The organism is Vibrio atlanticus (assembly GCF_024347315.1).
Taxonomy (GTDB): Bacteria; Pseudomonadota; Gammaproteobacteria; order Enterobacterales; family Vibrionaceae; genus Vibrio; species Vibrio atlanticus.
This window is the reverse complement of the sequence record NZ_AP025460.1, coordinates 919,285-934,966: the sequence shown is the minus strand read 5'-3', so window position 1 is coordinate 934,966 and position 15,682 is coordinate 919,285. Positions and strand designations below refer to the sequence as shown.

Annotated in this window: 17 protein-coding genes; 3 read left to right on the top strand and 14 right to left on the bottom strand. The window is 43.6% G+C overall.

Annotation, left to right across the window (positions count from 1 at the left end):
• Window positions 1-138: 138 nt before the first annotated feature.
• The 13 genes from flgL to OCV30_RS04290 form a co-directional block, all read right to left on the bottom strand.
• Window positions 139-1,329, bottom strand: a complete 1,191-nt coding sequence (gene flgL / locus OCV30_RS04350) for a flagellar hook-associated protein FlgL (protein ID WP_012603430.1) — start codon at window positions 1,327-1,329, stop codon at window positions 139-141.
• A 9-nt stretch (window positions 1,330-1,338) separates the two neighbouring features.
• Window positions 1,339-3,219 (bottom strand): flagellar hook-associated protein FlgK, encoded by a 1,881-nt coding sequence (flgK, locus tag OCV30_RS04345; protein WP_065678589.1) that lies wholly within the window; start codon window positions 3,217-3,219, stop codon window positions 1,339-1,341.
• 220 nt (window positions 3,220-3,439) lie between these two features.
• Complete coding sequence (flgJ, locus tag OCV30_RS04340) at window positions 3,440-4,381, bottom strand: flagellar assembly peptidoglycan hydrolase FlgJ (protein ID WP_065678588.1); 942 nt, start codon at window positions 4,379-4,381, stop codon at window positions 3,440-3,442.
• A 10-nt stretch (window positions 4,382-4,391) separates the two neighbouring features.
• A complete protein-coding gene (locus OCV30_RS04335; protein WP_009848568.1) occupies window positions 4,392-5,483 on the bottom strand; it encodes a flagellar basal body P-ring protein FlgI in 1,092 nt (363 codons plus the stop codon).
• Window positions 5,484-5,576: 93 nt separating this feature from the next.
• Complete coding sequence (flgH, locus tag OCV30_RS04330) at window positions 5,577-6,353, bottom strand: flagellar basal body L-ring protein FlgH (RefSeq protein ID WP_012603427.1); 777 nt, start codon at window positions 6,351-6,353, stop codon at window positions 5,577-5,579.
• A 72-nt stretch (window positions 6,354-6,425) separates the two neighbouring features.
• A complete protein-coding gene (gene flgG / locus OCV30_RS04325) occupies window positions 6,426-7,214 on the bottom strand; it encodes a flagellar basal-body rod protein FlgG (protein ID WP_009848570.1) in 789 nt (262 codons plus the stop codon).
• 21 nt (window positions 7,215-7,235) lie between these two features.
• The gene (gene flgF / locus OCV30_RS04320) at window positions 7,236-7,985 is read right to left on the bottom strand and encodes a flagellar basal-body rod protein FlgF (RefSeq protein ID WP_009848571.1); all 750 of its coding nucleotides are present in this window, start codon (window positions 7,983-7,985) and stop codon (window positions 7,236-7,238) included.
• A gap of 269 nt (window positions 7,986-8,254) precedes the next feature.
• Complete coding sequence (gene flgE, locus OCV30_RS04315; protein ID WP_065678587.1) at window positions 8,255-9,559, bottom strand: flagellar hook protein FlgE; 1,305 nt, start codon at window positions 9,557-9,559, stop codon at window positions 8,255-8,257.
• A 45-nt stretch (window positions 9,560-9,604) separates the two neighbouring features.
• Window positions 9,605-10,315, bottom strand: coding sequence for a flagellar hook assembly protein FlgD (gene flgD, locus OCV30_RS04310; protein WP_009848573.1), 711 nt, complete (start codon window positions 10,313-10,315; stop codon window positions 9,605-9,607).
• A 17-nt stretch (window positions 10,316-10,332) separates the two neighbouring features.
• Window positions 10,333-10,746 (bottom strand): flagellar basal body rod protein FlgC, encoded by a 414-nt coding sequence (gene flgC, locus OCV30_RS04305; protein ID WP_009848574.1) that lies wholly within the window; start codon window positions 10,744-10,746, stop codon window positions 10,333-10,335.
• 4 nt (window positions 10,747-10,750) lie between these two features.
• Entirely contained in the window at window positions 10,751-11,146 is a 396-nt protein-coding gene (gene flgB / locus OCV30_RS04300; protein WP_009848575.1) for a flagellar basal body rod protein FlgB, read from the bottom strand.
• 255 nt (window positions 11,147-11,401) lie between these two features.
• Entirely contained in the window at window positions 11,402-12,229 is an 828-nt protein-coding gene (locus OCV30_RS04295; protein WP_009848576.1) for a protein-glutamate O-methyltransferase, read from the bottom strand.
• A gap of 11 nt (window positions 12,230-12,240) precedes the next feature.
• Window positions 12,241-13,167: a chemotaxis protein CheV gene (locus OCV30_RS04290; RefSeq protein WP_009848577.1), complete on the bottom strand. Its 927-nt coding sequence runs from the start codon at window positions 13,165-13,167 to the stop codon at window positions 12,241-12,243.
• A 76-nt stretch (window positions 13,168-13,243) separates the two neighbouring features.
• Between OCV30_RS04290 and flgA the strand changes: the two genes are divergently transcribed.
• The 3 genes from flgA (at window position 13,244) to OCV30_RS04275 (ending at window position 14,976) form a co-directional block, all read left to right on the top strand.
• Complete coding sequence (flgA, locus tag OCV30_RS04285; RefSeq protein WP_012603426.1) at window positions 13,244-13,990, top strand: flagellar basal body P-ring formation chaperone FlgA; 747 nt, start codon at window positions 13,244-13,246, stop codon at window positions 13,988-13,990.
• Between the two features lie 177 nt (window positions 13,991-14,167).
• The gene (gene flgM / locus OCV30_RS04280) at window positions 14,168-14,485 is read left to right on the top strand and encodes a flagellar biosynthesis anti-sigma factor FlgM (protein ID WP_065678650.1); all 318 of its coding nucleotides are present in this window, start codon (window positions 14,168-14,170) and stop codon (window positions 14,483-14,485) included.
• 65 nt (window positions 14,486-14,550) lie between these two features.
• The gene (locus tag OCV30_RS04275; protein WP_009848580.1) at window positions 14,551-14,976 is read left to right on the top strand and encodes a flagella synthesis protein FlgN; all 426 of its coding nucleotides are present in this window, start codon (window positions 14,551-14,553) and stop codon (window positions 14,974-14,976) included.
• 265 nt (window positions 14,977-15,241) lie between these two features.
• Here OCV30_RS04275 and flgP read toward each other — a convergent pair whose 3' ends face one another.
• The gene (flgP, locus tag OCV30_RS04270; protein WP_012603423.1) at window positions 15,242-15,673 is read right to left on the bottom strand and encodes a flagellar assembly lipoprotein FlgP; all 432 of its coding nucleotides are present in this window, start codon (window positions 15,671-15,673) and stop codon (window positions 15,242-15,244) included.
• Between the last annotated feature and the right edge of the window lie 9 nt (window positions 15,674-15,682).

Below are 15,682 nucleotides of genomic sequence, written 5' to 3'. Positions count from 1 at the left end.
ATCTCTCGTTGCCGTTTTTTGCCGCTATTTTTAAAACATGCCACTTTGAATAAAAAAGCGGCAATCCATAGGATTATTCGCACGTATGGCATAGCACATACGGCAGAGAACTAACCCCAGATTAACGACTGTTCACAGCTAAATATAATTAAACAAGGTCAGGTCTTTGGTCTTGCCAAACGCTTGTTGTGAAGCTTGTAACGCTCGAGAGTTTTCATTGAATTCAATGATGGCTTTCGAATAATCCAAGTCTTCAAAGTTGCTTTTTGCTTTCGCTAAAGACAACTTAAAATCTTCATGTTGCTGCTCTTGAATATCCAACGTACTCAAACGTGCACCGACATCCGTTCTCGCCTTAGTCAAATGAATAAACGCGGCATGAAATTCTTCTGTCATTTGGTGCAGTTTTGCCGTTGCCGATGCATCCGATACTGGATTTTCAGCCTGTTCGGCGGTCTCTTTGAATGTATCAAAAATAGAAAATGTCTTTCTCGGCTCTAAAGTGATCGAGTCACCCTTCGTGATCTGCCCCTTGAATTGGATATTCAGACCTTCATAGACAACACCTTTCGAAGGATCAAAATCTTCCGAGGCAACCACTTCGCCATCTTTTTCAAGCTGGTAAGCGAACTTGCCTGTTTGCATATCAACAAAAGTTACTTTATAAGTAGAACCATCTTCAGATTTATTGGTTGCGCGCCCTAGTAATAACTCAGAGGCCGGTTCAAGATCATACTGAGGCTCGTAGTCACCAAACGGGTTATCTATTTCCATAAACAACTTACTGCCCGGATCGTTCATTGCCATTTCAAAGCTAGTTGCTACTCGCATCTTTCTTTGATAGTCATCACCTTGATAAGAAACATTTCCTTCATTATCTTGAAAAAATGGCTGGCTCTTGGGCTTGGTTCCTGAAAATGTGTAGTTACCTGACTCATCTTGAGTATTAGCTAAATGTAGAAGATTATTCGATAACTCTTGAATTTCACGCTTCTTCGCTAAGCGGTCTTCCGGTGAAAGTGCACCGTTAATCATTTCCATCACGGTTCGTTTTGCTTCATCCGCGAACCCTTCCGAGTTGGCGACCATGACTTCATGATGTTCAAGCCGGTTTCTAATTAGAGTGATCGCATCGACATACTGTTTAAGTTGCTCAGATTGCTGGCCTATGTTTTGTAAATAATGCGTCGCCAAAGGATCATCACTCGCCGACTGTAATTTCTTACCGGAAGCCAGTTGTGCTTGATTATGATGCACCTTGTTTTCTTGGCGGCGAAAGTCATTTTGTACTGACTGATAATTATGAAAGCTAGAAATACGAGTCAACATTTATATCTCCTACCTCAAAGCCAAAATAGTATTAAACGTATCATTGGCGGCTTGCATGATGCGTGAAGAAGCCATGTACGCTTGCTGAAATTTCATCATATTTGCCGCTTCTTCATCTAGGTTCACCCCAGAGACTGAAGCAATACGTTCTTGAGCTGACTCTTTTTCTAGCCTAGCAATATCACTCAAGCGATTTGCCGTTGAAGATTTCAAGCCCGTATTGGTATTCAAGTTGTGGTAAAGATCTAAAATCGTAGACTCATCATCATCCAGGACTTTGCCTGTTTGGAGATCTTGCAATTTACGCAAGTTGCCATTGTCACCTTCTGATGGGACAAGGTTTGCCGTAAATTTATCGTTTGCCACCGCGCCCGGTGTAAGTTCAAACGTTGTGCCATTAATTGTCACTGGGCCTTGTGGTGGATACGGTTGAGGCTGCATAAGTATGTTGCCCTTAGGATCGGTAACCGCAAACTGTTCGCCCTTTGGTGACACGATCACTTCAAACTCTCGTAATTGACCTGCCGCCAAAATTTTGAAACCTGCAGTGCCTTTGGCAAAGGTAGTTGATGCCTCATAGCTTTGTGCCGCAATATCTTTAGGGTCTTTGGTTTCCATCTGAATCTGCGCGGCAAAGTTGCGGGTTGGGCGTAGTAATAGCTTCTCACCCAGTTCAGGTGGATTGCGAACTTCCACTCGCATGCCATCTAAATAAAAGGCATTGCCGGTTGAATTGGTGCTAACTTTTACCGTTTCACCATCTGGCTTAATCACCACATAATCGCTGCCATCGTATTTCAGACCATACTCGCCGCCTTTCAGAGCAGAAGTATCATCAATATAAACCGCGACATCCGCTTTTGACTGTCCGTGAGCAGTAACACGAGACTTAGCCACTAACTCAGAGTTCACATCGGTAAACAGGTTTTTACCTACATTGCCATTGAGATCCAAACCTTGCGATTGCAGTGCATTGACCTCGTACGAAAACGCGGTAGCCAAACGACCAAGCTCATCCATAACTGCAGGAATATGTTCATCACGCATGTCTAACATCGCGCCGATTTGTCCATCAATATCGCGGTTAGTAATCGCCTTTAATGACTTTCCTTCTACGATAGCAAGACGACGCTGATGTGCATCTGGTACGCCATCGATCATTTTCAGTTGGCTCGCTTCTGTACCAGAAACTAAGGTATGACCATTACCGATATGGACATTAAACCCTTCATTATTAGCTCGTGGTGTCACCGTCACTTTAGTGTAACCAGAAAGCTCATTAACTAGCTGTTCGTGCTGATCTTGTAGATCATTATGAGGTCCGGGAGTTCGTACCATTAATCGCTGAAGATCACGGATCTCGTATGCAATTTGGTTAACTCGCTCGATACCCATGTCTAATTTCTTATTCGCAGAATCAGACTGTTGACGAACGGTTTCATGAAATTCATTTAACGTTTTACTTAATAACCCAGCTTTTTCTATGACGACTTTTCGTGTACCCACATCATTCGGGGTATCAGCGAGCGTCTTAACAGAATCAAACCACTCATTAAGGTTCTCTGGGATCTTCTTCGAAACAACCGATGACAACATGCTTGACAGCATATCCAGGTTAGCTTCGGTATCCGCTTTGTTAGCGGCATTGGTTGTTGATAAGTTAAGTTCCTTGACGGCAAATTGGTCCCACGAGCGGCGAACATTTTCCACATGCACACCCATGCCGTAGGTTTGACCACCGTACTGGCGCGGGTCATTCACACCTTGAACCACAGACTGGCGGCTATAGCCTTCTGTGTTGGCGTTAGAAATGTTATGACCTGTGGTGTTTAGCTGTCTCTGAGCAGTAAGAACACTTTGTGCTCCTACATTCAGAAGATCCGACGCCATAATGCCCCCAAAAAACTTAACAAAATCAGCATGAACTGATTAACTACTACAGCTTATTATTAAGATAATTAGCAATATATGTGCCAATAGAAATAACGAAGAGTTAAAAGACAATAATTTGTTGAAGTGTAAGGAGAAAACTATGGATGGCGGGTAAGACTGAAGGAGCGGATAAGAAAAGAGCCTGCCGGTGGCAAGCTCTCGAGTGCATTCAATAACGCTATTTCATCTCATCAATCTTAGCTTTAACTCGTAAAACCTTGTCGGCATAGTTAGGGTCGGTTGCGTAACCCGCCTGGTGAATGCCTTTGATGAAACTCTCAGAGTTACCTTGATGCTGCAATGCCGTTTCGTATCTTGGATTTTCGTTCAAGAACTTCACGTAATCATCAAAGCTATCTTCGAAATTAGAGTAAGAACGGAAAGAAGCAGACTCTTTAACGGCTGTTTTACCATGGAACTCTAGAGTTTGAGTAGCAACCTTATCGCCCTTCCAACTTCTATCGGCTTTGATATTGAATAGGTTGTTGCTGTTGCCCAAAGAGTTCTTAATCATCTTAGAACCCCAACCTGTTTCAAGTGCCGCTTGTGCCAATAGCAGTGATGAATCGACACCGAGCGCACTCGCTGCTTTTTCAGCGTAAGGCTTCATTGAGGCAACAAACGATTCTGGAGAATCGAAGGAAGCTCGTTGTTTGGCTGCTGACACGTCTGTTGCTGACATAGCTTGCGCAGATTGAACTTCAGGTGATTTATCTTCTGAACGACCAGAGTACTGCGGTCTTTGCAGAGAGGTATCAAAGCCTTCATTGCGAACCTTATCTTCAGTTGCATCATTTGCTTGGCCAGCGCTTAACTGAGCTACGATCATGTCCGCAAGACCGAGCGAACCTGACGCACTGAGTTCACTCGCCATTTGGTCATCTTGCATCTGACGATAAAACTGTTCATTCTGGCTGTTCAACATATCTGACTTAAAGCTCGAGTTTGCATCACGCATCGACTTAAACAACATCGAGGTAAAAATAGATTCAAACTGTTTTGCTGCAGCGGTTAGCGCTTCTTTTTCACTGCCTTCTTCACCGCTTACCGCTTGTTGACGAAGACGGTCTAGGCTACCAATATCGTGAATAAAGCCGATGTCATTGTTATTTTTAATCATGCTTTATCCCTTAAATAATGATCAACTGACCTTCAATTGCACCCGCTTGTTTCAGTGCTTGAAGGATTGCCATTAAATCAGAAGGTGCGGCGCCGACTTCATTGACAGCGCGTACCAAATCATCGAGCGTTAAACCGGGTTCGAACTTGAACATTTTACCATCGGCTTCGGTTACTTCGATGTCCGAATCAGGAACGACTACCGTTTGACCACCAGAGAATGCGTTAGGTTGACTTACGTTTAGATTTTCTTTGATTGCGACTGTCATGCCGCCGTGGGTTACTGCTGCTGCTTTTAAGCGCACATGCTTACCAACAACAATAGTACCGGTACGAGAGTTAACAATGATTTTTGCAGAGCCCTCTGCAGGGTCAAATTCGATGTTTTCGATGGCAGACAAGAAAGCCACACGTTGGCTGATTTCACGTGGAGCACGAACTTTTACAGAAGTCGCATCTACCGCAGACGCCATTTGAGGGCCTAGGAAATTATTAACCGCATCAGCTAAACGCTGAGCCGTAGTAAAATCAGATTGGATTAAGTTGAAAGTGATGTAGTCACCACGACCAAATGGGGTTGGGATTTCTTGCTCTACCGTCGCACCGCTAGAGATGATACCGACGTTAGGGTTGTTACCAACGAGCTTAGAACCATCGTTGCCTTGAGCACTAAAACCACTCACCACCAAATTACCTTGTGCCACAGCGTACACTTGACCGTCTAGACCTTTAAGAAAAGTCTGCAGCAAAGTACCACCACGAAGGCTTTTTGCTGAACCAATAGACGACACCGTTACGTCTACTTCCTGACCTTGCTTAGAGAATGCCGGAAGTTCAGCGGTAACGATTACCGCCGCTACGTTTTTGGTTTTTGGCTTAGTGCCAGGCGGCAATTGAATGCCAAAATTTTGCAGCATTGCGTTAAACGTTTGATCAGTAAAGGGAGTTGTCTCACCGGTACCCGGCAAACCCGTCACCAAACCATAACCGACAAGTTGGTTACTACGAACACCCGCTACTTTTGCCACGTCTTTTATACGCGCGGCATGAGCACTGGAGGCAAGAAATAGCATGCCGAAAAGTACGAGTGTTAGTTTTTTCATTGAGTAACCTGTCTGTATTGCTTTAATTTATAATGAGTTAGCTTGAAATTAGATAGTTCTTAAAATGTCAGTATGTCGACACAGTCTCAAGCTCTACAAAGATACATTAAAGAATCGTGCCAAGAACCCAGGTTCTTGCATATCTTTCTGCACACCCGTACCTGAGTACTGAATTCGTGCATTCGAGACACGGTTCGAAGCAATGGTATTCTCAAAGTCGATATCATCAGGGCGGATGGTGCCACTTAAGCGAATGTACTCATCACCCGTATTCAACGTCATCCATTTTTCACCGCGAACCACTAGGTTGCCATTAGCTAATACTTCAATAACTTCAACGGTAATGTAACCGCTAATGCTGTTACTTTGGTTAGCTGATGCATCTCCAGCAAAGGTGTTGGTGTTACTCAGATCGTAAGAAAAGTTGTATTTACCAAGTTCTAGATTTTCACCACCTACAGCTAACGGTTCCATCGATGCATCGTTCGATTTAGACATATCTGCATTAGCTTTTTTAGTCGCTCGCGTATTCTCATCTAACGCAACTGTAATAATGTCACCAATACCGCGAGGTTTTGAGTCGTCATACATGCTACCAATGTGGTTAGCATTGAACAGTGAGCCTGTTGCTGCCGCATAATGCTCTTGTTTTTTCTTCGGGTTAATTGGCGCCCATGCAGGATCACCAGCAATAGGGTCAGTTCTATCTCGAAGTGTGTCGATAATGCCAGAGCTTTCCTGGGCAGCCTTGTCGCCTTCTACAGCATCAACCACAGTCGTTGCGTTCTCTTGCGCCGGAGTTTCAATTGGCTCCAGTGTGGTACAGCCCGTCATAGATAAAAACAGAGCTAAACAAACAATACGTTTCATGGCGATGTACTCTCAGCAGACAATAGTAAACAGAACGATTAAAAGAAATAAGTAAACAGCTTCGTTAACCAGCTACAGTTGTTGGTTAACGAAGCTCATCATCTTATCTACCGCCGAGATAACTTTTGAGTTCATTTCGTATACACGTTGAGCTTCAATCATGTTAACCAACTCTTCAGTTACGTTTACATTGGATGCTTCAAGCATAGACTGACGAACATTACCTAAGCCGTTCAACCCTGGAACCCCCTCTTGCGGGTCACCACTTGCACCTGTAGGCAAGTAAAGGTTTTGGCCAATGGGCTCTAAACCACCTGGGTTTACGAAATCAGTAATGGTGATTTGACCTACCACAACGTTGTCTTGCTGACCACGTAGACGAACCGACACCTCACCATCGTTACCAACCGTTACCGAGATCGCGTCTTCAGGAATAACGATTTCGGGTTGTAGGGCATAACCTTGACCCGATGTTACGATCGCGCCATCACCGTTCAGTGTGAATTGACCATTTCGGCTGTAGCCTGTTTCACCATCTGGCATTTCAACTTGGAAGAAACCGTCACCTTCGATCATCATATCTAAGCTGTTCGAGGTTGTTTGTGCATTACCGTGTGTGTGCACCTTTTGAGTTGCTACTACCTTAGAACCAGCACCCAACATCAAACCACTTGGCAACTCAGTGTTCTGAGACGATTGGCCACCCGGTTGGTTGATATTCTGATAGAACAGATCTTCAAACACCGCGCGGCTCTTTTTAAAACCAATGGTTGAGGCGTTGGCAAGGTTGTTTGAAATTGTTGAAATATTGGTTTGTTGGGCGTCTAAACCGGTTTTACTTACCCATAATGCTGGATGCATAGCAATTTCCTTAAAATTCTATTAGCTCATACGAAGCAGTGAATCAGACGACTTGTCCATTTCCTCTGCTGTGCTCATCATCTTGACCTGCATTTCAAACTGACGTTGTAAGTCAATTAAGCTGGTCATTTCACCTACGGCATTTACGTTACTGCCTTCGATAGCACCTTTAAGCAACGTTACCGCTGCATCTGCTTCGTATGCCTGATCTGGGTTTTTCGAACGGAATAGGCCATTCGTATCTTTAAACAAGCTTTGGTTATCTGGACGCACAAGCTTAATACGATCAACTACGGCTAATTCTTCAGCTGGAGCGCCTTGAGGAATCACCGAAATCGTACCATCAGTACCAATTTCTACTTTACTTATTGGGATTGGGAGCGTGATTGGTGCGTCGTTTTCACCAAGCACTAAATGGCCACTTGCGTTGGTAAGTAAACCGTTTTGGTCAACCCTCAGGTTACCGTTACGGGTTAAACCTTCACGGCCAGTATTGTCCATTACTGAAATCCAACCATCACCTTGAATGGTGACGTCTAGATCTCGGCCAGTAGTAACCACACTACCCTGAGCAAAATTATGACCCGGACGCTCTGTCATGCTGAAAACACGAGTAGGCATGCCTTCACCATACGCTTGCATTGAACGTGCCTGTGCTAAATCAGCACGGAAACCCGTTGTACTTACATTGGCAAGGTTGTTTGAACGCAGCTGCAAAGCCTGCATATTTTGCTTAGCGCCGCTCATGGCAAGAAACAGTGCGCGATCCATAATTTTGCTCCAAAAATCATTTTCTGGAACTAACAAAGCAAACACTATGCCAATATTTTTAACTGTTACTTATCAAAAACTTAAATGAAAAAACAACAAAAAAGGCTGATCGTAAAGGATCATTGAGGAAGAATTGTTGCCAGAGGCATTACCGGGCGGCAATAGGGGCGGCAAATAGAAAAGCAAACAGCCATACGTAATTCATCAACAATACCCAATTCAATAACATTGAATTGGGTATTCGCAGATGATTCAAACGCTCGAAACGATTAACGAATCTGAAGAATATTCTGTTGTAGTTGGTTGTGTACTTCTAGAGAACGAGAGTTCGCTTGGAAGTTACGTTGAGCAGAAATCAAATCAACCAATTCTTGAGTCATGTCGATATTCGACTGCTCTAGTGAGCCATTGTTGATACTACCAAATGAACCTTTATTTGATTCACCCCAGATTTTATCACCTGAAGCGTTAGTAGAATCCCATTGAGTGCCGCCTTTCTTATCTAGACCATGCTCATTAGGTACACGAACTAAACCTACGCGGCCTAGTATCACATTTTCACCGTTTGAGTAACTGCCTAGAACACTGCCGTACTCATCGAAATCGATTTTCGTTAAGAAACCAGTTGTCGCGCCATCTTCATCAAACCTAGACAGTTCGAATGGAGCGGCAAACTGAGTTGAAGAATCCAGACCAAAGTTAAGTACCTGTGTCGGATCTGCACCGTTCAAATCAATTGCGTTCTCACCAGCGCCGATAGGATCAGATAGAATTGGCTGACCACTGTTAAGGCTTGCTAAGGTACCGTCATTGTTGAATTTCATGGTGTGACCAACATGACCTGCTGAATTCGTCGCGTCGCCACCAGTAATATTTACCGGCTTCTCGCCCGTTTCATCTGACATGGTGTAGTACGTTTGCCAAGTATTCGGTTGAGTCTGATCTTTTAGGTAGTAAGTCGTTAACTTGTAAGACTGTCCCATAGAATCGTAGACCGTCGAAGACGTTGCACGGTTATAGGTATCTGGATCTTTGAAGTCAAATGTTGCCGGGTCTTTAAGATCACCGTTCGCAGGAAGGTTAACCCCTACTTCAATGTTTTCTGTCTGTTTAGGCTTACCAAACTCAGCTGGAATGTCGAGAGGCTTTGGTGCGTAAGAAAGAACTTCACCGGTATTTGGATCAACATCATAGCCTAAAAGAAACTCATCATTGGCCGTAACCATGTAGTTGTCTTTGTTTAGGTGAAATGCACCATTACGCGTTAGTTCATTGATCTCTGGCACCATACGGTCTTTCGATACTGCAAAGAAACCTGTACCACTTACACGCAAGTCCATTGGGTTATTCGTATAGATACTTGAACCTTCATGGAACTGTTGTGCCACTTGGCTAGCTTGCGCACCGCCTCCTGGCGTCGTTTTTGCGTTAGTGAACAACGAGCTTGAGTAAACATCCCCGAACTCCGCACGAGACTCTTTAAAGCCAAATGTGTTTGCGTTCGCAATGTTGTTACTGGTTGTATTCAGGTCTAATTGTGCAGCGGATAGACCGCTTAAAGATACATATGACATTCCAATATTCTCCTAATCTAGCTAGCATAATCACTCTAAAAAGAGCTACGCTTTACCAACTTCTAGTACTTCAGCAAGTCGTACTGGCGATGTAAAACCAGCCAGATTGAGTAGTACGTTGCCATCACCTTTACCAAGAAGCACACTGTTCACGTTCGCATAACTCGACACTTGGAACTCTGTGTTCTCACCTTCCAATAAACCCGACGCTTTCACGTTGTATTTACCGGCCGGCAATGGATTACCGTCTTCGTCTTTTCCGTCCCACTCAACACGCGTGTCACCAGATGGTTTTGACCCGATATCAAAAGTGCGAACCAATTGGCCAACTTCATTCTCAACACGGACCATTACATTGTCCATTGCCTGAGGAAGCTTAACCATTGACGCCATACCGCCATCACCTTGTTTCACACCTGCCGCTCCAGGAACCAATACATCGCGGCCAACCAAAGAAGATGCCTGCAGTGCTTGGTTAGAGGTCATTGATGAATTCAAGCTTTCAAACTGTGTATTCATTTTGCCAATGCCATCTACGGTCGCAAATGAAGCCATTTGCGCAATCATCTGGTCATTGCTAACCGGCTTAAAAGGGTCTTGTTGTGCAAGTTGCTTAGTCAACAACGATAAGAAGTCATCTTGTTTAAGATCTTGCTTACCTGTTGTTTCATCGGGCTTCTTAGCACCATCTTGAAGACTCTTCAGCTGGTCAACATAGGACAAGCCGCTTTGACCAACATTGTTGATTCCAGCCATTTGCTACCTCCTTATCCTTATTGACCCATCTGCAGCGTACGCAGCAGCATTTGTTTACTCGAGTCAGCAACCTGTACGTTTGTTTGATACGCACGTGATGCTGAAATCATGTTTGCCATTTCTTCCATAACGTTCACGTTAGGCTTATAGATGTAGCCTTCGTTGTTCGCTAACGGGTGATCTGGGTTGTACTCCGCATTCAGCGGTTTATCGCTTTCTACGATACCTAATACTTTTACTGGCACAGTGTGACCACTATTACGTGCCTGATTTAACTCAGCGCCAAACACTGCGTGACGAGCCTTGTAAGTGTCTTTAGCAGAGCTACTTACACTGTCTGCGTTAGCAAGGTTACTTGAGGTAGTATTTAGACGAACAGATTCAGCACTCATCGCAGAACCAGTCACATTGAATACATTAAATAAGCTCATCTAGTTATTCCCCTTTTATCGCTTTAGTTAAATTCTTGAACTTACTTCCTAAGAAGTCGAGAGAGGCTTGATGCCTAATTTGGTTTTGCATGAAAAGATTTCGTTCCAAATCCAAATCAACCGTATTGCCATCTCCAGTATCAGGTTGCGTAGGAATTCGATACTTCGTTTCCCCATTCACCGTTGTTGAGGCAGAAATATGCCGACCGTCTGTTCGGCTAAGACCAATGCTTGCCCCAGAACTTGCCGCCTGCAGTGATTTATTAAAGTCTAATCCCTTTGCTTTATACCCAGGCGTGTTAGCTTGCGCGATATTGGTGGAAAGCACCTCAGCGTTACGCTCACGTACACCAACTGTGTGCTGGTGAATGCCTAAAGCATTGTCAAAAGAAATAGCCATGTAAACCTCAACTCAAGAACTGACTGTTATGAAATAACCTAAGCAATATATATACCAACTTTAAAAACAAAGTGGCCAACCATTACTTTTACAGGTTACTCGTGGGTAAACTTGCAATATACAAGCCAACAAATAGAGTAAATTGGAATGTCACTCTGACTTAAAGATATAGATTAAATGAGAAAAAGAAAACCCAGCACTTGGCTGGGTTTTAAATTTAGACAGTAATATTGCACCTTAAAGTGGTGACACTAATTACTTTAATTTGTAGATGATGCCTGGATTACAGCGAACCATTTCAAAACGATCCGTTAAGCCAGTTAACGATTCAGACGCACCCAATAACAGGTAACCACCAGGATTCAGGCTATTTGCCATCTGGTTAAGTACTTTTGACTTCATATCCGGAGAGAAATAAATCAACACGTTACGACAAAAGATAATGTCGAATTTGCCTAACAGTGCATAACTCTCCATCAAGTTCTGAGGGCGGAAGTTTACCATTCGCTTAACGTTGTCTTTCACTTTCATACGACCATCGCCAGCATCTTCAAAGAAAGTGCGACGGCGCTCAGGAGAGAGTCCTCGGCCCAAGGCAAGGTTGTCATAAGCGCCGGTGCGGCACATATCCAACATACTTGCTGAAATATCAGTAGCAGTAATCGATACATTTGGCAACATACCCGGCTTACGTGCTTGGGTCTCAAGTATCGTCATAGCCATTGAGTATGGTTCTTGGCCTGAAGAGCTTGCCGCAGACCAAATCTTGATAGGACGTTTATTTGCCGCTATTTCCGGTAGAAGTTTATCCGCTAGTACAGCAAACGGATAAGTATCTCGGAACCAAAGTGTCTCGTTAGTCGTCATAGCATCCACTGCCGCCACTCTCAACTCACGGTTTCGACCTGTCACTACATCTCTTAGCAAATCAGACAATGAAGCTACATTAAACTTCGTTACTAATGGGCTTAGACGACTGCGCACTAAATACTGCTTACTGTCACCTAATACAATGCCACATTGAGATTCTAAGAAACGGCTGAAATCGCGATACTCTTGATCACTTATTGTTATAGCAGTCATTAATGTCTCTTTTAGTTAGTTAACGCAGCTTTAACCGCGCCACCAAGCTCATCAGGATTGAATTTCGCAATGAAGGAGTTAGCCCCTACACGCTCAACCATGGCTTGGTTAAATACACCACTCAATGATGAGTGCAAAATTACGTATAAATCTTTTAGTTCAGCGTGACGACGAATCTCAGCCGTCAGCGTGTATCCGTCCATTTCTGGCATTTCGATGTCTGAAATCACCAATGAAATTTGATCGTAAATACTGCCTTCCGATGCCATTTTCATCAGAGTCTCATAGGCTTCTTTACCATCTTTGACAGCAATGACCTCAAAACCAATAGATTCTATAGCACGTTGAACCTGCTTACGAGCAACCGTCGAGTCATCAGCAATCAAGATTCGGCGAACCAATTCTTTCTCTTGTTCAACTTCTGCAATTTCCTCTGCGATTCTGCTATCCATGGTCTCATCAACAGGTGAGATCTCAGCAAGGATCTTTTCAACATCCAGAATTTCAACCAATTCATTATCGATGTTGGTTACCGCTGTTAGGTAATTATCTTTACCTGAACCATCTGGTGGTGGAAGAATAGCTTCCCAGTGCATATTAACAATTCTATCTACAGAGCTTACGAGGAATGCTTGGATAGTACGGTTAAATTCAGCAATCACCACAAAGCACTTATCGATATCAGATGTAGGACGTCCGCCTACCGCTAGGCTCAAATCAATGACAGAAACTGTCTGACCACGAATATGAGCCACACCTTTTACGAGATGATGTAAATTTGGCATTAAAGTCAGACGAGGGCATTGTAAAACCTCTTTCACTTTAAATACATTAATACCGTAACGCTGACGCCCCATTAGGCGAAAGGTTAGTAATTCTAATCGGTTTTGACCGACGAGTTGCGTACGCTGATTCACTGAATCAAGAATACCCGTCATGAGCTCATCTCCATATCAAACTTTTTGGATAGAAAGTGTTAGTCTACTGCAGGCTACGAACCACTAGAGAAATAAAATGACATATCATAAAGCAAACATATATCTTTTTTCCATAGCTATGTGTAGAACTATTTTTAAAACTGTCGCTAAGTTTATCGGCATTCTAACAATATTGTTTAGTTTTTTTACACACGCGGCAACGCCGGAACAAATTGACATGATCCAATCAGCGGCTGAGCAACACATCCTTGACTCGGTGGAGCAACCGCGAGGCGGTGAACTTTTTGTTAATTCCGCTAATGTAGACTCTAGAATCAAAGCCACAAATTGTCCTATCCCCCTCGAGACTAGTGCCTCAACAACAACCAACACCCGTAGCAGCATTACTGTTTTAGTTCGTTGTGTTCCTGATGAATGGCGTGTTTACGTGCCAGTGCGCCTTTCAATGTCAGTACCACTTGTCACAACGACTCGCTCACTGGCGAGAGGCGAAATTGTCGGTCAATACGACGTCACGACTGCGATGATTTCTCTCAACAAATTTCGTCGCCAAGGCTTTACCACTCCACAACAAGTCATCGGAGCTAAGGTAAAAAAGAACCTTAGACCCGGTGATGTTGTCGAAAGAGGCGATATTTGTGTCGTATGCCGAAATGAGAAGGTTATCATACAGGCAGTAAAAGGTGGCATGACCATCACCACCAAAGGTACTGCACTTACCGATGGCTCAATGGGTGATCAAGTTAGAGTGAAAAATGACAAATCACAGCGTATAATCGAAGGTATTGTTACCAGCATGTCTGAAGTCACGGTTTACTTTTAACACTTCACTTTAAAGTGTCGGTATCGTTAGCGCTTTTATTCTCAACTCTAACATCCAATTATAACGGTTGAGGTGTTTGGTTCGTTTTCGACTATTGAGCTAAAAATTGCTAAAGTATTCTCACCCATGGTCGATATTGACTGTACAGGTTCCCATTTTGAAGAAAAAGGCTTAACTATGGCAGGTATTGATAATATTCGTTCAGGGCAAACCCTAGCGAGCACTAACCGATCAGCAGTGCGCTCTGATTCTAAGTCTGAGGCATCAAGATCTGATGCATCACCTAAATCACCCGCAAGCAAAGATGCGGTTTCACTAAGCCAACAAGGCAAGGCGATTGGTCAACTCCATCAAGAGATGGCAGCACAACCAAGTTTCGATTCAGTGAAAGTCGCGGCAATAAAAGAAGCGATCGCAAATGGTTCATACACTGTTGATCCAGAAAAATTGGCCGACAACATGATGAAATTTGAAAACGAATTAAAAGGTCTTTAAGCAAACATTAGCTTTTAAATAAAGTTATTATCTTAAAGTACACGAGGTTATTAGTAGGTTACATTATGGCGGCACTAGCAGATTTAGTTAATTTCCAACTTCAAAATGCCAAAGCCTTATCTGAATTGTTGAGTTCAGAGAAAATCGCTATTACAAGCCGACAATCAAGCGATATTGAGCGAATAGCCAAAGAGAAAGTGGTTCTTGTTGAACAACTAAGATCAACCGATCAACGAATCGCTGCCCATACTAATATATCTGAACTGACCGAGAACCCTGAACTTGCTCAGTTAGTCGCAACCATCAAATCCATAGTGCACGACTGCCATCAAGCGAACCTAGTAAATGGCGAAGCCTTGAATCGAGCACACCTTAGCTTCAAAAAACTCAGCAATATGATGCAGCAAAGTCACGGTAAAATTGGCATGACCTACAATGCCGGAGGCCAAACGCATACAATTTCTACGCTAGGAACCAACGTTAAAGCCTAGTAGGTAAACCACCTCCCTCTCATATCTGTATCTGTATCTGTATCTGTATCTGTATCTGTATCTCAGCCAACCCTTCTCGTTACACTAGTCAAATCTCCCACTAAACCTGTGAATGTACTCCCCAAGCCGATAAACAAAAAAGCGGCAAGTACTTTAATACTTGCCGCTTTCTTATTCATAGCCGTTACTGGTTGTCGTTACGCCATCTGGAAAGCGAATAGCAGCCAATATAACAGGAGAAACCTATGACTAGACGATCCTTAAACTAGAACAACGTTTGTTGTCTCTTCTCAGGCACTGGTTGAACTTCGCCATAATTACGCAGTTGTTCCATTTTTTGGATATCTAACCGCAGTTCAGTCACATAGCTGTCGCCAACAGGGTAACTGCGCACCACTTCGGCACCACGGATAACACCATCAACCGCGCCTGAAGTTCTCTCAGTACCAAGACGCTGATCTTCAAGCTCAGCTCGACCACTCACGCGCATACCATACACTTGCTCGGCAAGTTCACGATACGCATCAATTTTAGAGGCTCTCATTGCTCGAATACGTTTCTCTTCGTCATTACGACCTTTCTGCTCGCTGACACTCGCGTAGCCAACCGCAACCAAAAAGTCATTAGGTCTCATGCTTTGTAATGGTTGACAGCCGACAAGCAATAAAGCGGCAACAACAAATATTAACTTCTTCATCACGAACTC